This window comes from Halosolutus sp. DAT137, assembly GCF_059736405.1.
Window position 1 is genome coordinate 77,821 of sequence record NZ_JCAQID010000012.1, and the last position, 19,163, is coordinate 96,983.

At 64.1% G+C, this 19,163-nt stretch carries 19 protein-coding genes; 12 read left to right on the forward strand and 7 right to left on the reverse strand.

Annotated elements, in window-relative coordinates; genetic code table 11:
- Nucleotides 1–3: 3 nt before the first annotated feature.
- Nucleotides 4–3,108 carry a disk-shape morphogenesis protein volactin gene (locus AC6I6L_RS18725; RefSeq protein ID WP_497919287.1) on the reverse strand — a complete coding sequence of 1,035 codons (3,105 nt, stop codon included), beginning with the start codon at nucleotides 3,106–3,108 and terminating at the stop codon, nucleotides 4–6.
- Nucleotides 3,109–3,234: 126 nt separating this feature from the next.
- Nucleotides 3,235–4,077 (reverse strand): MOSC domain-containing protein, encoded by an 843-nt coding sequence (locus AC6I6L_RS18730; RefSeq protein ID WP_497919288.1) that lies wholly within the window; start codon nucleotides 4,075–4,077, stop codon nucleotides 3,235–3,237.
- A gap of 514 nt (nucleotides 4,078–4,591) precedes the next feature.
- Between AC6I6L_RS18730 and AC6I6L_RS18735 the strand changes: the two genes are divergently transcribed.
- The 4 genes from AC6I6L_RS18735 to AC6I6L_RS18750 all read left to right on the forward strand — a co-directional run bounded on the left by AC6I6L_RS18735 (nucleotide 4,592) and on the right by AC6I6L_RS18750 (nucleotide 6,964).
- Nucleotides 4,592–5,638 carry a hypothetical protein gene (locus AC6I6L_RS18735; RefSeq protein ID WP_497919289.1) on the forward strand — a complete coding sequence of 349 codons (1,047 nt, stop codon included), beginning with the start codon at nucleotides 4,592–4,594 and terminating at the stop codon, nucleotides 5,636–5,638.
- 148 nt (nucleotides 5,639–5,786) lie between these two features.
- Nucleotides 5,787–5,984 carry an HEWD family protein gene (locus tag AC6I6L_RS18740; protein WP_497919290.1) on the forward strand — a complete coding sequence of 66 codons (198 nt, stop codon included), beginning with the start codon at nucleotides 5,787–5,789 and terminating at the stop codon, nucleotides 5,982–5,984.
- 74 nt (nucleotides 5,985–6,058) lie between these two features.
- Nucleotides 6,059–6,361: a divalent-cation tolerance protein CutA gene (gene cutA / locus AC6I6L_RS18745; RefSeq protein ID WP_497919291.1), complete on the forward strand. Its 303-nt coding sequence runs from the start codon at nucleotides 6,059–6,061 to the stop codon at nucleotides 6,359–6,361.
- A gap of 114 nt (nucleotides 6,362–6,475) precedes the next feature.
- On the forward strand, nucleotides 6,476–6,964 hold the full coding sequence (locus AC6I6L_RS18750; RefSeq protein ID WP_497919292.1) for a 50S ribosomal protein L11: 489 nt from the start codon (nucleotides 6,476–6,478) through the stop codon (nucleotides 6,962–6,964).
- A 362-nt stretch (nucleotides 6,965–7,326) separates the two neighbouring features.
- On the opposite strand, the gene AC6I6L_RS18755 is transcribed toward AC6I6L_RS18750, so the two are convergent.
- The gene (locus AC6I6L_RS18755) at nucleotides 7,327–7,914 is read right to left on the reverse strand and encodes a hypothetical protein (RefSeq protein WP_497919293.1); all 588 of its coding nucleotides are present in this window, start codon (nucleotides 7,912–7,914) and stop codon (nucleotides 7,327–7,329) included.
- Between the two features lie 320 nt (nucleotides 7,915–8,234).
- On the opposite strand from AC6I6L_RS18755, the gene AC6I6L_RS18760 reads away from it, so the two are divergent.
- Genes AC6I6L_RS18760 through rpl12p form a run of 3 tightly spaced genes read left to right on the forward strand, consistent with a single transcriptional unit; the run spans nucleotide 8,235 to nucleotide 10,275 of the window.
- Nucleotides 8,235–8,867, forward strand: a complete 633-nt coding sequence (locus tag AC6I6L_RS18760) for a 50S ribosomal protein L1 (protein WP_497919294.1) — start codon at nucleotides 8,235–8,237, stop codon at nucleotides 8,865–8,867.
- 1 nt (nucleotide 8,868) lies between these two features.
- Entirely contained in the window at nucleotides 8,869–9,909 is a 1,041-nt protein-coding gene (locus tag AC6I6L_RS18765) for a 50S ribosomal protein L10 (RefSeq protein ID WP_497919295.1), read from the forward strand.
- A 21-nt stretch (nucleotides 9,910–9,930) separates the two neighbouring features.
- Nucleotides 9,931–10,275 (forward strand): 50S ribosomal protein P1, encoded by a 345-nt coding sequence (rpl12p, locus tag AC6I6L_RS18770; protein WP_497919296.1) that lies wholly within the window; start codon nucleotides 9,931–9,933, stop codon nucleotides 10,273–10,275.
- 125 nt (nucleotides 10,276–10,400) lie between these two features.
- Here rpl12p and AC6I6L_RS18775 read toward each other — a convergent pair whose 3' ends face one another.
- Both AC6I6L_RS18775 and AC6I6L_RS18780 read right to left on the reverse strand, forming a co-directional pair.
- Nucleotides 10,401–10,994 (reverse strand): hypothetical protein, encoded by a 594-nt coding sequence (locus AC6I6L_RS18775; protein ID WP_497919297.1) that lies wholly within the window; start codon nucleotides 10,992–10,994, stop codon nucleotides 10,401–10,403.
- Between the two features lie 158 nt (nucleotides 10,995–11,152).
- Entirely contained in the window at nucleotides 11,153–12,019 is an 867-nt protein-coding gene (locus tag AC6I6L_RS18780; protein ID WP_497919298.1) for a bacteriorhodopsin, read from the reverse strand.
- Nucleotides 12,020–12,440: 421 nt separating this feature from the next.
- Between AC6I6L_RS18780 and AC6I6L_RS18785 the strand changes: the two genes are divergently transcribed.
- The 3 genes from AC6I6L_RS18785 to AC6I6L_RS18795 are packed head-to-tail and all read left to right on the forward strand — an operon-like array spanning nucleotide 12,441 to nucleotide 15,585.
- Nucleotides 12,441–13,223, forward strand: coding sequence for a lycopene cyclase domain-containing protein (locus tag AC6I6L_RS18785; RefSeq protein WP_497919299.1), 783 nt, complete (start codon nucleotides 12,441–12,443; stop codon nucleotides 13,221–13,223).
- On the forward strand, nucleotides 13,213–14,286 hold the full coding sequence (locus AC6I6L_RS18790; RefSeq protein WP_497919300.1) for a Brp/Blh family beta-carotene 15,15'-dioxygenase: 1,074 nt from the start codon (nucleotides 13,213–13,215) through the stop codon (nucleotides 14,284–14,286). The genes AC6I6L_RS18785 and AC6I6L_RS18790 overlap by 11 nt, the downstream gene beginning before the upstream one ends.
- 57 nt (nucleotides 14,287–14,343) lie before the next feature.
- Nucleotides 14,344–15,585: a tripartite tricarboxylate transporter permease gene (locus AC6I6L_RS18795; protein ID WP_497919301.1), complete on the forward strand. Its 1,242-nt coding sequence runs from the start codon at nucleotides 14,344–14,346 to the stop codon at nucleotides 15,583–15,585.
- Between the two features lie 64 nt (nucleotides 15,586–15,649).
- Here the strand turns inward: AC6I6L_RS18795 and AC6I6L_RS18800 are convergent, their stop codons facing one another.
- On the reverse strand, nucleotides 15,650–16,489 hold the full coding sequence (locus tag AC6I6L_RS18800) for a BtpA/SgcQ family protein (RefSeq protein WP_497919302.1): 840 nt from the start codon (nucleotides 16,487–16,489) through the stop codon (nucleotides 15,650–15,652).
- A gap of 124 nt (nucleotides 16,490–16,613) precedes the next feature.
- Here AC6I6L_RS18800 and AC6I6L_RS18805 point away from each other — a divergent pair, with 124 nt between their 5' ends.
- Complete coding sequence (locus AC6I6L_RS18805) at nucleotides 16,614–17,699, forward strand: NADH:flavin oxidoreductase/NADH oxidase (RefSeq protein ID WP_497919303.1); 1,086 nt, start codon at nucleotides 16,614–16,616, stop codon at nucleotides 17,697–17,699.
- 24 nt (nucleotides 17,700–17,723) lie between these two features.
- Here AC6I6L_RS18805 and AC6I6L_RS18810 read toward each other — a convergent pair whose 3' ends face one another.
- Nucleotides 17,724–18,287 carry a thioredoxin family protein gene (locus tag AC6I6L_RS18810; RefSeq protein WP_497919304.1) on the reverse strand — a complete coding sequence of 188 codons (564 nt, stop codon included), beginning with the start codon at nucleotides 18,285–18,287 and terminating at the stop codon, nucleotides 17,724–17,726.
- Nucleotides 18,288–18,463: 176 nt separating this feature from the next.
- On the opposite strand from AC6I6L_RS18810, the gene AC6I6L_RS18815 reads away from it, so the two are divergent.
- Nucleotides 18,464–19,132, forward strand: a complete 669-nt coding sequence (locus AC6I6L_RS18815) for a hypothetical protein (RefSeq protein WP_497919305.1) — start codon at nucleotides 18,464–18,466, stop codon at nucleotides 19,130–19,132.
- Nucleotides 19,133–19,163 lie beyond the last annotated feature (31 nt).

Genomic DNA, 19,163 nt, shown 5'->3' on the forward strand with positions numbered 1-19,163 from the left:
AACTCAACGGCTGCGAGACGCGACGACCGCGAGCAACACGACGCCGAGGACAACCGCGCCGACGCCGATCGCAGTCGTCCCGGCCAGCGCGAGGGCAGCGCCGGCGACGAGGCCAGCACCGCCGCCGCCCGCGAGGCCTGCCTGTGCGACGGGATTCGTCTCTGCAGATTCGTTCCGATCGCCCTCGATTTCGGCGCGAAGCGAGTCGAGGGCGTCCCGATCGGTCGATCGCTCCGCTCGCGTTTCGACGGCGGCGAGCCGATCGTCGAGGGTTCCGATTCGATGGTCGATCTCATCGAGCCGATCGTGTTCGGACACCAGGTTACGATCGTCCGACAGGTCGTCGATCGACGCCGAAAGTTGCTCGTAGTCCGTCCGGAGCGTCGAGGCGTCGGCCGCAACCTCGTCGACTCGTGCAGCGACACTGTCGATCTCGTCGGTCACGTCCTCGACCGACTCGACGTCCTCCGCAAGCGCCGCGAGATCGGTGCCGAGGTCCGATCGCGCGTCCTCAATCCTATCTTCGAGGTCCGATCGCACGTCCCCGAACCGCTCTTCGAGAGTCTCACGGGCCGTTTCGATTTCCTCGACCGCGATCTCGATCGAGGCAATCCGGTCCTGAAGATCCGTCTCGGCGTCGTCGAGTCGATCCTCGATCGTCTCCACGTCGGCCGCGACCGCATCGAAATCCGCCCGGAGGTCGTCGACCGCGCCCCGATCTTCGTCGATCGACGCCCGAACGTCCTCGAGATCATCGACGGCGGCGGTCTCGGTCTCGATTCGATCGACCGCGTCGGCAACCCGCTCGAGATCCGTCTCCAGCGAGTCCACCGTCGTTTCAACCGAGTCGATCGGTTCGGCCACGGCTGCAAGCTCCGACTCGACGGTCTCGAGCCTCGATTCGAGCGCATCAACCCGCTCCTCGTCAGCTGTCCCGGCGGCGAGGTCTTCGGCCGTTCCCGCCAGGTCGTCGATCGCAACGCGCGCGTCGTCGAGTTCGTCCCGGAGCGAGTCCGTCGTCGTGGTCATCTCGTTCTCGACCGCCTCGATTCGGTCGGCCGTCCCGTCGAGGCGCGCCTCGACCGCATCGACCCGGTCGTCGGTTGCGTCGACGCGATCATCGACGCCATCCAGAGCAGACGCGAGGTCATCGCGCCGATCGGTCGCCGCCTCGAGTCGGTCGTCGATATCGCTGACCTCGTCGCGAACGGCCGCGACGCGATCGTCCACGGCGTCGATCCGCTCTGTCGCGGTTTCCTCGACCGTGTCGAGACGATCCGCGAGGTCACCGACGCTGGCGGACGTCTCGGTTACTCGAGCGCTCTCCTCCTCGATTCGTTCGGCCAGCCCCTCGGCGCGCGTTCCGAGTCGATCGACCTCGTCGTCGACTGCGGTGAATTCGGTCTCGAGTTTCGCGACCGCCTCCTCGACGCGCTCGATATCGGCTTCCGACGCGCTCTCGGCTTCCAGCGCAGTCAGTTCGTCCCGGAGTAAGGCTGCGCGATCGTCGAGCGATCCAGTTCGATCAGCGAGTCGGTCGACCTCCGCGGTGAGATCTGCGAGATTGTCGTCGATCGCGTCCCGTTCGTCGGCCGCGTCCGCCGCCACATCGTCCAGCGTTCCGACGTCCGTTTCGATCGTTCCGACCGCCGACTCGATCGCGCCGACGTCGGATTCGATCGTATCGACCTCCCGCTCGAGGTCCCCAAAGGCGTTCGAGAGGTCCTCCAGCTCGTCCGCGAGCGCGTCGACGGACTCGTCGCTCGCGCGAGTCGCCGTCTCCGCTTCGAGGGCACTCAACTCGTCCGCGAACGCCTCGAACCGGTCTTCGAGGTCCCGCACCGCCTCGGCGGAGGGGACGTGTTCCGTGACGTACTGCAGATCGTCGTACAGTTGGTCGACGTCCTCGCTGACCGCCCGAATCTCCTCGTCGCGGTTCGCGAGTCGATCGAACAGTTGCTCGATCGCGTCGTTCGTTCGAGCCTCGGCCCCGTCGTCTCCGAGCGAGTCGTCGAACGAGAGTTCCGTGTGCTCGTAGCCTACGGTAGCGTCGTCGGTTCCGCCCGGATCCGCGACCCCATCGGTGGCTTCGATCGCGGAGTCATCGTCGCCGGCCTCCGACCCGTCCCAGGTGACCTCCTCGAAGGCGTCAACGTGATCCGCAGCGGCCGCGAGCGCGCCGCGAGCGGCACTCGCCGCCGGGTCGTCCGCCAGCCGGACGCCGCGGATCGAAAACGGCAGCCCCGCCGCATCGAATCGGCCGCCGACGAGGTATTCGACGCCCTCGACCGCGCCGTCGCCGGCGACGGCGATCGGCATCGCAAGCCCCTCCTGAACGTCGCTCGCGTCGGCTTCGGCGGCGATCGAATCGACGAGTTCACCGACGAGTGCATCGTGTGCCCGCGCGATCGCGCTCTCGATGTCGCCGGTTGCCGCGTCCGGTTCGAGGACGAACTCCTCCAGCGCGTCCGCAACGAGGGCCGGCGGCTGCTCCACCTCGGCTGCCGCCCGCTCGACGATCCAGTCGCTGCCTTTCGCGATCGAAAACGAGAGGACCGGGACGCCGTAGTACGAGAGCGCGACGCTGGTCGTCTGGGTTTCGAGACAGATCCCGAGTCCGGTGTAGTTGTCCGCCGCAAGCTGATCGTATACGACCGCGAACCCCTTGCTAACGGGCGTCGCTTCGGCCGTCTGCGCCCCGAGAATCGATCCGACGGCGTCGCGGTGTGCCTCGTCCGGCGTCGCGGCGTCGACGACCCTCCCGGGTGTCGTATACCGGAGGGTCTCGATCGTCGAGTCACCCAGCAGTTCGTCGAGGACTACCTCGAGCGCGGGTTCCGCGTAGTCGTCGGTGGCGAGCAGTCCATTCGCGAACAGCGATCGCGGTTCTCGATCGGTCGCGTCGGCGATCGTTCTGGCGTCCGAGCCGACGACGTAGGTAATTCCCTCGCAGTCGACGGTGCGGGCCGACGCCGAGACGTCCGCCGCCTCGAGCGTCGATTCGTCGACCCGAAGGACGATCGCCGGCTCCGATTCGATCGTCGGCTCCTCGCGGGAACCGGTCGCCAACCGGAGTGTCCCCGAGCCGATATCGAGACCGTGGTTCATGCCACCCCGAACCGTGACTACCCTCTTGGACCTTTGGTCCCGAGTACCAGAACTGAAAACCAGCACCGCTCCGGTTCGCCCTCAGCCCCGCCCAGCGTCGGGTGTCCGCATCGAGAGGCCGGGACGTTACGGTTCGGTCGCCGACGGAGCGGGGATCGAGTCGCTGATGGATATCCCATCGCCGACCGAAAGGTGCTCTCCCCATACCGATTCGGGAATCCGGGTGTTGACCATCAGTCGGAAGTAGTGGTCGAACCAGTCGTCGCTCGCCCACTCGGGAAGGGTCGCCTTTCGGCGGTCGATGAACCTCGCCCTGAAGCCGTCGGTCTCCGTCCCGGTGTCGGGGTCGCGAGACGGAACGACACACCGCTGGCAGGGGTTCACGCCGTACAGGCTCACGGTCCCGATATCGAAGGGGACGACCCGATCCCGCGTGTCGTACAGGCGGTCCTCCCAGAACGCGGGGGCGCCATCGACGACGAGATTCGGGCGCAGCCGGCGACGCATCTCGGCCGCGTCGATGTCGTCGTACCACGACGCGGCCGCCACGAGCGTCTCCCGACCGATGACCGTCGGCCCGGCGGCGTCCTGATCGTCTGGAAACCCGCCCTCGTCGTCGCGGACGAGATCGACCGGATACCCGAACCACTCCGACAGCCACGCGGCGAACCGATCCCGATCGCGCTCGAGGTGGAACGTCCGCGCCTCGCCGCCCTCGACGTCGCTGACGGTAACGGTCTCGCGATCGAGGTCGTAGTCGGCTCTGAGCCGGTGGATGCGGCGCTCGCGCTTGCCGTTGACGTAGACGTCGTGTGCGTTCGCGTCGAGCGTTTCCGGGTCCGTCCGCTCGACGATCGCGTACCGTCGGTCCCACTCCAGACCGCCGTTGTCGACGATCGTCGCGGACCGGACCGTCGTCGCGTCGAGTGACTTGATCGGGTGGACGTAAATCCGATCGAGGGTTGCCATGGTGTCTGCTGTCAGTTCGCGGCCGTTTAGGCCTATTCATTCGGAACGCCCGAATCGTCGTTCGAGTCGCTCTCGCACCCGGTCGAAGCGTCCGCTTGGCGAGTCTCAAGCCGAGATTCGAGGAGAGACTGGCAGCGGGAGCCTGCTACGGATTCCACCAGATGACTGTCGATCAACGCGACGCCGCGGTCGACTCGCAACGCCGAGAACTCACACTGAAGAGGGTGATTTCGTTCAGGCGTTCGGACCGGTGTGCTATCGGAGTGGAACAGTGACGTGAGAGTCACGGTTGCAGTATGGTAATCCCACAGTTACTGTACAACAGTTCGTTGCACCGTCCGTTTCAGTCCCTCCAGAGATGCGACAGACGCCACCTGTACCGCGATCGTACGTAATGCATCTTTTCCCGGCAGCAGTATCGATAGAACGGGTGGTTTCCCGACAGAACCGCCCATTTATCACCGAAATGGTAGTACCCGTTTACAAATCCGGACAGATCCTCGTCTAACGGAGCATGAGCGCACGCAAAATACTCGCTGTAACAGTAGCACTGATGATGATCGCAAGTGGGGGGGCTTTCGCGTTGAGTCCGGCCGGGGCACTCTCGGACCACCAGAACGACGACAGTGACGGCAACACGGACGGCGCCGAGACGGGCGACTCCGGACTGCAGGTGACGATCGAAGACGCGACGATCGTGGTCGTCACTGAGGACCACGAAATGGCTGACCAAATGGGGACTGTCGCCACGGACGAAGAGCTGGATGACGCGCCTTCGGAGGGCGACGACGAGACCGCCGCGGTGCTCGAAACGTCGATTCAGTTGACCGTCGAGGAGGCGTCGATGCTCGACCCCGCGAGCGGTGATGGTGTCGACGAGACCGATCCCGGAGATGCCGAGAACGACCTCGACAACAACGAGGATAACGGGACCAGCGACGGCGAAACCGGTGACGACGAACTCGAAGAGCTGACCGTCCAGCAAGCGACCGTCTTCGTACTCGTCGAGGACGTCGAAGAGCTGGTCGACGATGGCGACCTCGACGAAGAGAACGGTCTCGACGACAATGGCGTTGACGAGGAGAACGACGATGAGAACGGTGTCGACAATAGTAGCGACGAAAATGAGAGCGACGGTGAGAACGGTGTCGACGATAACGGCATTGAGGACGAGGAGGAGAACAACCTCGACGCCCAGAACATCACCATCCAGCAAGCGACAGTCTTCGTCCACATTCAGGAACTCGGTGAACTACCTGCCGACGAACCCGTTGACGGCATGGACGACCTCGAGAACGAGACCGAAGACTCCGCGACGGACAATGAGACCGATGACGCCGACGAGGCGAACGGAGTCGACACGGACGACGAAGCCGTACCTGACGACGAGCGACTACAGATAACGATCGAAGAAGCGACGGTAATCGTTCTGGTCGATCTGGATGACGTCACACCAGTCGACGAACCGATCGAAGAGGAGCCGGTTGAGGAAGAGCCAGTCGAGGAAGAACCGGTTGAGGAGACGGCGAACGCAGCGACGTCGACGTCCTGTAACGTCTGACGGACACGTACTACCAACACGGAATTTTTGACCTGAAAACCAGAACGATAGAACCGAGAATTGGTTTCATGTGGTCGATTCCGAAACATACCGAAGTGGATTGCCGCACACGGATATCGTTATATGTGTCCGGTTCCCAGCTAGCACAATGAGCGCACAGGTACGAACACCGACTGCACGCACGTGCGAGCGGTGTGGTCGATCCGAACGATGGGCGGATGACGTAGAAGCGTGGCAGATTGTCCGTGAGGATGGGACCCGAAAAGCCGGCAACCCTCACTGCATTCACGAGTGGGATATCAACGGGTCGTTCAACCCCGTCACCGGGTCCGTCACCAAAAAGTAACCAACTAGCGCTCCTCACCCCGGCTCTTCCGAACGCTGCAGACGCTTTTTGTCGTGTCGACCGTACGACCAGCTATGCCGACCGTCTACATCACGACTCCACCGAAGGCCGCCGAGACGATCGCCCAAACGCTCGTCAAAGACCGTCTCGCGGCCTGTGTCAATCAGCTGTCGACGACGTCGACGTACCGCTGGGAGGGCGAAATTCATCACGACGACGAAGCCGTACTGCTCGCGAAGACGACCGACGACGCCTACGAGGACCTGGTTGATCGCGTCCAGTCGATCCACCCCCACGACGTGCCGTGTATCGAGCGGTTCGACGAGGATCACGTCCTCGAGTCGTTCGCGGAGTGGCGGGCAGCGAACGTCGAGTGAACGGAACTCGCCCACAAGGTCGCCGCGATCGATCGATACCGTGCGGTAGTCGATCACAGGCGCGGACTGGGTGAAAAAGCAACCCTTAAAACTCGCGCACGGGTTGTGACGCGTATGGCTGGAACCATCGAAGTGCTCGTTCCGGGTGGACAGGCCAACCCAGGCCCGCCGCTCGGTCCCGAGCTCGGACCGACGCCCGTCGACGTTCAGGCGGTCGTCCAGGAGATCAACGATCAGACCGCAGCGTTCGACGGAACCGAAGTCCCCGTTACCGTCGACTACGAGGACGACGGCTCGTTCTCGATCGACGTCGGTGTCCCACCGACGGCCGCGCTGGTCAAAGACGAGGCCGGTTTCGAGACCGGCAGCGGCGAACCACAGAAGGATTTCGTCGCCGACCTCTCCGTCGAACAGGTCAAGACCATCGCCGAGCAGAAGAAACCCGACCTGCTCGCCTACGACGTCAAAAACGCCGCGAAGGAAGTCGTCGGCACCTGCGCCTCGATGGGCGTTACGATCGAAGGTGACGACGCCCGCGAGTTCAAGCAGAAAGTCGATAGCGGCGAGTACGACGACGTCCTTGCGAACGGAGCGCAAGCGTAGTTCGCAAGGGCTCGAAGCACGAGCGCCGGAAGTGCTTCGTTGTTTGGCCGAGGCGTAACGAGGCCAGCGCTCGACACGCTCACGTTTCGTTGCTCTCGCGAACGAAGCGCAAGCGTACACGGACTCTAATGCGGTTGACGTAGACACCGACGTTTCAAAGGATCAACCGGTGTGTTGGTCCGCGATCGATCGATCAGCGCCGCGGCCGTTCTACCGCGGCCGGAGTCGTCCCTTCACGCCCGGATTCGCGAGAATAACACACAGCGGAGCGATCACGATCGACGCGCGAGCACGTCGAGATTGTGCACCACCTAGACGGCGACTCGCGGATCGAGTCTGGTCGCCACGAGTCGACGGCTCGTTCAGATCTGATTTGCGGGTGGAATCGTCCGCTCGCTGGGACCCGATCCGCCCCGGCACCCGACGAGGACGCGAACGCTTGCACCCATCCCCCACGTCGCGGCGACGAACCATACGACGGTCGCCACCGGAACGACAGTCGCTGTAATCGCTGCGAGGAAACTTCCGAGGAGTACACCCGTCCACAGTCGATCCCGTCCCGCACGTGCGCCGATCGACTGCCCGATCGCGACGAATCCGAGCGCCGTCACCGTCGGGAGCACCGTGGCACCGAAGACGGCGAGCGGCAGTCCGAAAAACAAACCCGCCGCAGATCCGAGCATCACGTAGCCAGCGATCGAGAGCGCTCCGACGACGGCGACGCTGGGAAGTCCGATACAGACCGAAATGACCGGACTACGACGACACTTCGTCACCGTCTGGCTGCCATAGGACTGCACCATCCCGAGGACGACGATCGAAATCACCAGCGTGGTGACGGCGACGATCACGGACCGCTCTCCGGGTCCGAGTGCCAGACCTCGATCGAGTAGTTCGTGCGCTCCGCCGGATAGCGCGATCGGTTCCAGCACCTCCTCAGAACGAATCATATATAATTCTTCTGGCCACATGCGGACAGGCTACAACATCACCGTGCATATCTGTTTCGATCAGTGAACAATCATATTAGTTGATAATACCGGCCCCGAACGCGAGGAGACGGGGCGAACCACCGCCGCAATATCGGTTCGACGGACGGCATCAGGCACGGTGATCGATCGCACCCAGAACAGCCCGAAACGTCTGGCTCCGGGTCCGGGAGTCCAGTTCGACGGGTTTAAGTTCGGCATGGCACTTCGTTCAAGGGAGACAGGCATTGCCTGTTTCACTGACCCGTAGGAGCACACCCTGCGTACTACGGAGGTGAACGATGGCAGATACGGATATTGAAACCGCAGTGGCTCGCGCACTCGAGGAGTCGCCCGATCGGAACTTCACCGAGACGGTCGACCTCGCGATTAACTTGCGCGACCTTGACCTGAACGAACCGTCGAATCGTGTAGACGAGTCTATCGTCCTGCCGTCTGGAACCGGCCAAGACACCCGCATTGTCGTTATCGCCGATGGAGAGACTGCAGTCCGCGCCGAGGAGGTCGCGGACGAGGTGCTCTCGATCGACGAGGTGGCCGATCTGGACGACGACGACGCCAAAGACATGGCGGACGAGACGGACTTCTTTATCGCCGAAGAGGCGATAATGCAAGACATCGCCCGGTACCTCGGGACCGTTCTCGGCCCTCGAGGGAAGATGCCGGATCCGCTCTCGCCCGACGACGACGTCGTCGAGACCGTCAACCGACTCAAGAACACCGTGCAGCTTCGCTCCGGTGACCGACGAACGTTCCACACGCTCGTCGGCGCCGAGGATATGGATGCCGAAGCGATCGCCGACAACATCGACGTGATCCTGCGTCGCCTGCACGCGGACCTCGAGAAGGGCCCACAGAACATCGACGCTGTCTACGTAAAGACGACGATGGGGCCGTCTCAGGAGGTGGCCTAACATGAGCGCAGAGGCTGAACGCAAAACCGAGAACCTTCCACAGTGGAAAAAAGAGGAGGTTAGCGAGCTTCAGCAGCTTATCGACGACTACGAGAGCATCGGCGTCGTCGGTATCGCTGGCATTCCGAGCAAGCAGCTTCAGGATATGCGCCGCGACCTCCACGGCACCGCGGAACTCCGCGTGAGCCGCAACACGCTGCAGGTTCGCGCGCTCGAAGACGCCGAACTCGACGATCTCGTCGACCACGTCGCGGGACAGGTCGGCGTCATCGCAACCAACAACAACCCCTTCGCACTCTACAAAGATCTGGAGGCGTCGAAAACGCCTGCACCGATCAACGAAGGCGAAGTCGCCCCGAACGACATCGTCATCCCCGAAGGGGACACTGGTGTCGACCCGGGACCGTTCGTTGGCGAACTCCAGAGCATCGGCGCGAACGCGCGCATCGAGGACGGCTCGATCAAGGTCATGGAGGACTCGACGGTCCTCTCGGCCGGCGAGGAGGTCTCTGCGGATCTGTCGAACGTCCTCAACGAACTGGGTATCGAACCCAAGGAGGTCGGTCTCGACCTTCGCGCCGTCATCGCAGACGGCGTGCTCTTCGATCCCGAAGATCTCGACATCGACATCGAGGCCTACGAGAGCGACGTCGCGACCGCCGCCGCTCGCGCCCGGAACCTCTCCGTCAACGCGAGCTACCCGACCGCGGCAACCGCGCCGACGCTCATCGCCAAGGCCACGGGCGAGGCAAAGAGCCTCGGCCTGCAGGCCGCGATCGAGGACGAAGCCCTGATGCCCGACCTCGTCTCCAAGGCCGACGCACAGCTGCGTGCGCTCGCGGCCCAGATCGACGACGAGGAGGCCCTGCCCGAGGAACTGCAGGGCGTCGAAGCGCCCGCCGCCGAGCCGGCAGCGGACGCTGACGACGACGAAGACGAATCGACAGACGACCAGGAAGACGCTGAGGCCGACGCCGACGACAATGACGACGACGAAGACGACGGCGACGGTGCGGAAGGACTCGGCGCAATGTTCGGCTAATCACGACTGGAGGACACAACAATGGAATACGTTTACGCTGCACTCATCCTGAACGAAACGGACGAAGAGATCAACGAAGACAACCTGACGGCCGTGCTCGACGCTGCCGGCGTCGACGTCGAGGAATCCCGAGTCAAGGCACTCGTCGCCGCGCTCGAGGATGTCGACATCGACGAAGCAGTCTCCGAGGCCGCTGCCGTCCCCGCCGCCGGTGCCGCCGCAGGCGGAGCCGCGGCCGCTGACGAAGCCGCTGACGAGGACGACGAAGCTGAAGAGACCAGCGACGTCCCGGACACGACGGACGACGACGAAGACGACGAAGACGACGACGCCGGCGGCGAGGGCCTCGGCGAACTCTTCGGCTAAGTCGCGACGCGACGATACAGTCCGATCCCGATTTCTTTCGACGCCAGTTCCGCAGCGATAGCTCGATCGGTTTCGATCGCTACCCGTTGGTGAATCGGTCGCTGCGATCGCTCGACCGGCGGTTGCTACTCGAGCGAGTCGGTGAAGACGCTCAGCAGAAAGACGGCGATCGCACAGCAAAACGCAATGGCGCTGGCCACGACGACCGGGGGCGCAATAACCGCCTGCGAGTGATACGGATCGACCCCGGCGGCGACGAGCGTTTCGACGGTTTCGACGCCGGCGTAGCCGACGCTCGCGAGGACGAGCGTGGCGACGACCCCGAGGAAGCCGCTTCCGAACCCGATTCCGGAAAACAGCCCCTCGATTCCGACCAGCGACCACGCCTGCTGCTCGGAGATGCGATCGAGTCGATCGCGGTACGCGGCGGTGACGGCGAGACCGACGCTCGCCACGACCAGACAGCAGACGCTAAACAACACCAGCGCCGTGAGCGCGACGCGCGAGGAGGCCGGATCGACCCCGAGATACTGCTGACGAACGGCGGGCGGTAACAGGACCATGAGCGGAAGTAACGACGACGAGGCAAACAGCAGGTAGCTACAGCGGCGGATCTTCTGTGGAATCGACCACCCACTCAATAGTCCACGGCGGGCCCGGAGAAACTCGTACTCCGATCCCTCCAGTACGAGTTGTGTGTACTTGTCGCGATCGTGCATGCGGTTCGAGCGGCGGATGGCTAGGTCCGATTATAGCCTTTTTGGATCTGCGGGTGGGGGATCGGCGTCGATCCGAGCGAAAACAGACGGGGGAGAGAAAAGATGCGGAGAAGCGGACAACGTGGATACGAGAGACACGCGGCTGGAAGCAGGTCGACTCAGTCGTCGGCGGGTGTTCCGGCTCCCGACTCCGGACCCGTACCAACGCTGAACGCCGACGGCTGCCTGGCGATCACGTCTTCGTTCGCCGCGATCCAGCGCAACAGGAGGAACGCGAAGACGTACTTCGCACCGATATCGAGGACGCTGTAGCCCCAGGAGGTGATCGCCACGTCGAGGATCGCCAGCCCTTCCGCGCCGAGCGCCCAGAAGATCGGGTAACCGAACCAGAGCACCACCGTCAGGATCTTCAGCAGGTTGAAGATCTCGGCGGTGTTCGCAGCCTCGGCGTCTTTGGGCCACTCGACCAGCAGGACGTAGAGCACGACGATGAAGAACGTGCAGCTAATGAAGTACCAGAACCATCGCATGGCGTAGGACGACGTGGTCATCGCGGCCGCGAGGCCGGTCACGCACATCGCGATGTCTGCGGTAACGATCGTAAAGAGCTTCGTCAGGTTCGTCCCCGCGAGTAATCCGAGTGCGAGCAAGATCATCGGGGTCGACAGTGTCCACGTGAGATACCGACCCCACATGGTGAGTACCTCCTCACCCGCCAGGGCGTGTCCGCTCGGCATCTCCAGAAAGCTTATCGTCAGCCCGGAGGCGAGTCCGGTGTAGCTGGCGATCGAGACCAGCGGGACCATCAGCGCCGCAACCCAGATTAACTGGGCCCGCGGATCTTCGACGTTCCGTCCCATGTAGACGAACAGGAGGATCGCTACCCCTGCGAGGGCGATGTTGGCCCAGAACGACGCATTCAGGAGTGTATCGTCCTGAACTGCCTCGTAAATTTCCGTCTGCGTCATTTCGAGCGGAACGAACTGTGCGAACGTTGCCATCTCCGTCGCAATAGTTTCAAACATACTACAGTATCAGAAACGACCCGGCGGTCAATAACGATGAGTCCATACCAGTAAGGGGCTGACCGGTTCCGGACAGCGATACTGGTCAGTATCCGCTGTGCCGGGCGACGAGACCGTCTTCGCGCCGCACCCGGTTACGGTCCACTGTGAGCGAGTCGTCCGAAAACACCGCGAAGACTCCGTGTCGTTCGGAAACGTCACTCCTCGTACCCCGCCGGATGGCGGCCCGAATGAGCCAACCGCGAATGGGGCTAACTAGTATGGAGTCTTTTTGGTAGGCGTTCGTCACCTACGACCACCGTATGACCACCCGGATGATCGGTGCCGAACGGATCGGTGTCAGGTTCGTCGCCGCGACACCAAGTGAATCTCACTCCGACCGAACTGCGGCCGCCACGAGCGTCGCGTTCGCCCCCTCGATATGAGCGTCGCGCTGACCTATCTGGGCATCCACGCGCTGTTCGTCTGTCCACCGATCATCGTTCTCGGCTGGCTCGGACTGCGTCGAAACGATTTCTGGTGGAATAGACGGGCTGTCAGCGGACTCGCGATCATGACCGTCCTCGCGGTGACCTACACGACCCCCTGGGACAACCTGCTGATCGCGGAGGGGGTCTGGTGGTACGGGGACGGGGCGGTCGTGGCGACGGTCTGGAACGCCCCGATCGGAGAGTACCTCTTTTTTGTTCTGCAGCCGGTGTTAACCGCGCTGTGGCTGTTTCACGTGCTTCGAATACCCGATCGATCGCTGTGGCTCCCGTGGAGACACCGCCTTCTCGGTGGGATCGCGGGGCTTGCCGTGGGTGGGCTCGGCTGGGTCTTCCTCGGGACGACGTCGACGTTCTATCTCGGTGCGATCTTGCTCTGGGCTGGCCCAATTCTCGCGATCCAGTGGGCGTTCGGAATTACGGCACTGTGGGACGTCCGCCGGAGGACGCTGCTTGCCGTCGCCGCGCCGACGCTGTACCTCTGGATCGTCGATCGGATCGCGATCGAACTCGGCGTCTGGGTCATCTCCGAGACGCACACCACGGGCCTGGCGCTTCTCGGACTCCCGATCGAGGAGGCGCTGTTTTTCCTCGTGACCAACGTTTTCCTCGTTCAGGGACTGGTCCTCTACGTGTGGACGCTGGATCGACTCGACAGCACTGCGACCCTTCGAGATGTTCGGAGCCGCCTCGTCGATCGGACCGATGCCAGATAATACGACTGCGGTCGATCGGACGACCGATCCGGTAACACGGACCCGCGCTCGGAACTGGGCCAGCGTGGTAAGCGTCGCGGCCGGCGTAACGACGGTTCTCGTCGGACTCGCGATCGTCGCGATCCTGGGGTCGGTGCCGCTCTGGGCGCAGTTCCTTCCGTTCCTCCTCAGTATCCTCGTCCTCGGTCTTCCACACGGGGCCGTCGACCACCTCGTCCTTCCGCGAGCCCGCGACGAGCCGGTTACTCGTCGATCGCTCGCGGCGATCGGCCTCCTGTATCTCACGGTTGGCGGGACCTACGCCGTCGTCTGGGTGCTCGCGCCGGCGGCCGCGTTCGTCCTGTTCATCCTCCTCACCCTGTTTCACTGGGGACAGGGAGACGTCTACGCGCTGATCGAGTTGACGGGCGTCGACTACCTCCTGAGAAGCGAACCACGGTCGCTCACCCTCCTCGTTCGGGGTGGGCTCCCGATGATCGTTCCGATGATCGCGTTTCCAGAGCAGTACGCGTTCGTCGCGGGAACGCTCGTCGGGCTGTTCGATCCTGCCGCCGCCGCGGCGCTCGACCCGGCGTTTCGACCGGGGGTCCGCCTCGCCGTCGGCCTCGCGTTCGCGCTCGCGATCGTCGCCGCGCTCGGGCGGGGGCTCGCCCACTCGGGAGTGTCAGCCGGGTGGCTTATCGACGCCGGAGAAACCCTCGGGCTCGTCGCCTTCTTCGCCCTTGTGCAGCCGGTTCTCGCGATCGGGCTCTACTTCTGTTTCTGGCACAGCCTTCGGCACATCCTCCGGACGATACTCGTTGACGACCGCGCCGCGGCGGCCCTCGCCCGCGGATCGCTGACCGACGCGGGCCGACGGTTCGCCCGCGACGCGGCCCCGCTGACCGGCGGGGCGATCGGCGTCCTCGGCGTGATTGCGCTGCTGGTTCCGCAAACGCCCGCTACCCTGCCGCAAGTCGCGGGTCTGTACCTCGTTACCATCGCGATTCTGACGGTCCCACACGTCGTCGTGGTCTCCCTGCTCGATCGCGAACAGGGGATCTGGTTCTGCTGTATCGCGTGACCGGGCACCACCGAACCCGCTTCGGGTTTAAATCCGATGGGGCGGCCAGATCGATCGATGGCCACGCCCGGAGCCGAGTTCGTAATCGATCCAGCCACGACGGGGCACCTGCTGGCCTGGATTCTCGGCGGCGCGGCGCTCGGCAGTCTCAGTGGACTCGTGCCGGGGCTTCACGCGAACAACTTCGCGCTCTTGCTCGCGGGGGCTATGGCCTCGGTTCCCGGCCCGCCGTTGTTCGTCGGCTGTGCGATGCTCACAGCGGGCGTCGTACACACCTTTCTCAACGCCGTTCCGGCGATGGCACTCGGCGTCCCCGACGCAGAAATGGCGATAACCGCGCTGCCGGGCCACCGGATGGTGCTGGACGGACGGGGCTACGAGGCCATCCGGCTGTCGGCGCTGGGGAGTCTCCTTGCAGTTCTCGTCGCAATTCCCCTGGCGGTTCCGATTACGTGGGGCGTGACAGCGGCATATCCGACGATCAGAGAGAATCTTCCGCTCGTGTTAGCGATCGTCGTCGTCGCGCTCGTCGCGTCCGAGCACACGTGGCGTGCCCGCGCCGGCGGGCTCTTTTCGTTCGCCCTCGCGGCCGGTCTCGGCCTCCTCACGCTCGATCTCTCGCCTGACGCACCACTCGACGCCGGTGGAATGCTCGCCCCGCTGTTCGCCGGTCTGTTCGGTGCGCCCGTCCTGATCGACGCCATCCGAGGAAGCGGCATTCCGCGACAGGACGACGACGCGATCGCGATGTCCCGGCCGCTGGTCGGGATGACTGCCGTCGCCGGTGCATTCGCCGGTGCGGTGGTCGGCTACATTCCGGGCATCTCCGCGGCAATCGCAGCGGTCGCCGTCCTCGTTTTCGTGCCGGCGCGAGCGGGCGATCGCGGCTACATCGTCGCGACCAGCGGCGTCGACACCGCGAACACGATCTTTGCCCTGTTCGCCCTCGTCGCGATCGGCCAGCCGCGAACGGGGGTGATGGTCGCCTTCGAGACCGCGAACGCCCCGCTCGACCTCCCGGTCCTACTCGGCGCTGTCGTGCTGGCGGGTTCGATCGGGTTCGCTCTCGTCTGTACCGTTGGTGACGCCTATCTGGACCTCGTCGGTCGAATGGACTACTGGAAGATTTCGACCGTCGTGCTCGCCCTGCTCTGTGTGCTCTCGTATCTCTTTACCGGACCGATCGGAATCGTCGTCTTCGTCGCAGCGGCGGCGATCGGGCTGGTGCCAGTTCGGCTCCGGGCGCGGCGCGTCCATCTCATGGGGGTGCTCATGGGTCCGTTGCTGTTCGGACTCTGAGCGCGATCGATCACGAAACCGCTCTCCTGAAGGGGACAACGTCCTTCAAATCCCGCCACTGCCGTTATTCTCGCGCCGCCGCGACGAGCCGGCGAACGCGGTCCTCGGAGACCGGATTGGTCGTCTCGCCGTCTTCTTTGAGCGCCGTCCCAACGATCGCACCGTCGGCACCTGCCTCGAAGCAGTCGTCGATCGTCTCGGCCGTGACACCGCTACCGACGAACACCGGCACGGTGCGATCGACGGCCGACTGCGATCCCGAGACGGCGTCGGACACGCATTCGAGGTCCGCCAGCGCAGCCTGTCGGCCCGTTCCAGATCCCGAGACGACGAGACCGTCGGCCCGCCCGCGTTCGACGGTCTCGATCGCCACCCCCTCGATCGGTCGGTCCCCGACCGGCGTCGCGTGTTTGACGTGAACGTCCGCGAGGATCGCGACGCCCACGTCGAGTCGATCGCGGAGGCGAAGCGTCTCGTGTGCCCGCCCCTCGATCACGCCCTGATCGGTCGCGGCCGCGCCGACGTGGACGTTGATGCGGGCGAACTCGGCACCGGCGGCAGCGGCGATCGAAACGGCCGCCTCCGCGTCGTTTCGGAGGACGTTGATGCCGACAGGAATAGAGACCGTCTCAGTTACGCGCGTTGCCAGTGCTGCCATCTCCGCAACAACGTGGGTCGGGACGTCCTCGGGATAGAACGGACTGTCCCCGAAATTCTCCAGAATCAGGCCGTCGGCCCCGCCGGATTCGAGCCGGCGAGCGTCCTCGAGCATCCGGCAACGAATCGCCTCTCGATCGCCGTCGAACCCCGGCGATCCGGGAAGTGCTGGGAGGTGAACCATCCCGACGACGGGGCGGTCGGTCGCAAACTGGTCTTCGAGAGCGTGCGTCGAAACGGATGACATACTCGTAGTGCTCACTCGATCGGCAAATGGGTATCCTGTTTCACCGCTTGGCGGGTGACGTCGCGAGCCGGCAATTCCATCCCCGTTCACGGAGGTTTAGCCGGCGTGCTGTGAAGGCCGGACGATGGCCGAACTCTGCGATCCCGTTTCAATTCGCGATCTCGAGATACCGAACCGAATCGCCGTCTCACCGATGTGCCAGTACTCCTGTGGTCCCGACGGACTGGCGACCGAGTGGCACCGCGTCCACCTCGGAAGTCGCGCCGTCGGCGGTGCCGGCATCGTCGTGACCGAAGCGACGGCCGTCAGTCCTCGCGGCCGGATCACGCCACACGACCTGGGTATCTGGAGCGACGACCACGCCGACGCGCTCGCACCGATCACCGAGTTCATCCGCGACCAGGGTGGGGTTCCGGGAATCCAGCTCGCCCACGCGGGCCACAAGGCGAGCAAGACCCGACCGTGGGAGGGGAACGTTCCGATCGATGCTTCGGAGGAACTGGGCTGGGAAGTGCTCTCGCCGTCAGCCGAGGCCTACCCGCCGTTCGACGGCGATCGACCGACGATTCGGACGGCCGACGAGGACGATATCCGGGGCGTGGTCGAGCACTACCGCGAGGCGGCCGAGCGATCGCTCGCGGCCGGGTTCGAGATCGCTGAGGTTCACGCCGCACACGGCTATCTGCTCCACGAGTTCCTCTCGCCGGTGACCAACCGCCGCGAGGACGCCTACGGCGGCAGCTTCGAAAATCGATCGCGGCTCGTCCGCGAGGTCACCGCGGCCGTTCGGGAGGTCTGGCCCGACGACAAACCGGTCTTCGTCCGCATCTCGGGAACCGACTGGCTCGACGATCGCGACTCGTGGACGATCGAAGAGTCGGTGCGACTCGCCGGCGAACTCGCGGAGATCGGCGTCGATCTGATCGACGTCAGCTCCGGCGGCCTCCATCCGGACCAGGAGCCGCCGGGGGGACCGAACTTTCAGGTGCCGCTGGCCGAAGCGATTCGGGCGAAAGCGAATATCGCAGTCGGTGCGGTCGGCGGGATCACCGAACCCGAACAGGCCGACGCCCTCGTTCGGAACGGCCGGGCGGATCTCGTTCTCGTGGGTCGAGAGTTCCTGCGCGATCCCTACTTCGGACTGCGAGCGACCGACGCGCTCGGGGGCGATCGGGAGTGGCCGGTTCAGTACCGTCGCGCCGTCCGATAGCTGACGGCCGTTATTTTCAGTCCGTTATTCGTCGGTCCACTTGATCGAACAGCCCTGCGAGGGCTGCCATTCGAGGTCGACGGGTTCGTCCGCGAGAACGGCGTCGATTGCCTCCCGAACGTGGAACCGGGTTGGTTCGTCCTCGGGGTTCAGAGCGTCGTCGAGGCGGCCCTGGTAGACGAGGCGAAACTCGCCGTCCGCTCGCTCGAAGAGGAACGGGTCGGGCGTACAGACCGCGCCGTACTCGCGAGCGATCGACTGACTCTCGTCTCGCAGGTAGGCGTCGTACTGGATCGTTCCGTCCTCGACGTACCCGCACATCGCCTCGAAGGAGTCGTCGGGGTACTCCTCGGCGTCGTTGGGATTGATCCCGACGACCGCGACGTCGTCGTGCTCCGCGGCGAGTTCGTTGAGCAGGTCGAACTTCGCTTTCGCGTACGGACAGTGGTTGCACGTGAAGACGACTAACAGCGCCTCGTTGTCGGCAAAGTCCGCAAGCGAGTACGTCTCCCCGTCGGTTCCGGGGAGTTCGAAGTCGGGTGCGACGTCGCCGGCGTCCAGTTCCGTATCGGACTCTTTCAGGACCATACCGATGCTTTCGTGCGTTCGACCGTAAGAACTGCGCTCGGTGACGACCGTCCGAACCGACGCTTCGAACGGTGCGCCATCGATCACGTCCAGCCTGTGACCCCGGCGGGTGCGCCGTCGGCTCACAACTGCGGCGACGGCCCACCTATTTGTACTCCCGGTGATATCCCGTGCATATGAAGACGCTCGAGGTCACAGACGCCCAGTACGCGTTCATCCAGCACCTCCGCGAAGCGATCGCGGCGGACGTCGTCGGCAAGTACGGCTTCGTCCGCGAACAGGACGCCATCCAGTTCATGATCGACAATCTCGATGCCGACGTCGAGATCGAGGACGTCGACTCCGTTGCGGCGGACGACGTTTCGGCGTCCGTCGAGGCCGCGATCGATGGCCGGGCGGAACCGAACGCCCTCGAAGAAGTGTCGTACGTCGAATCGGACGACACGGAGACGGACGAGTCGGACGTCGATCCCGGTGACGAGTCGGTAGACGACGCCGACGATGCCGGTACGGATCAGACCGACGACGCAGACGGTGACTCGGCTGGCGAGGACGACGGCGACTCGGAGAGCGGAACGAATGGCGACTCGGAGGGCGGAGAGAGCGAAGACTCGGACGACGACGAGGGTGCTGACGAATCGACTGAGGGCACGGACGGCGACGGCTCTGCTGACGACGACGACATGCTCGACGAGATGATGAGCCTGCTCGAGACCCACGACGACAAGTGGGACGAATCGTCGTCCGCCGACTATCGCTACACCGTCGAGTTGCCCGACGGCTCGACCGAGGATGTCCAGACGAAAGACGACGTGCGGGCGTTGCTGTTCAAGAACTATCGATAGCACGGAAGTGCTGTCAGTCGCGTTCGGCCCC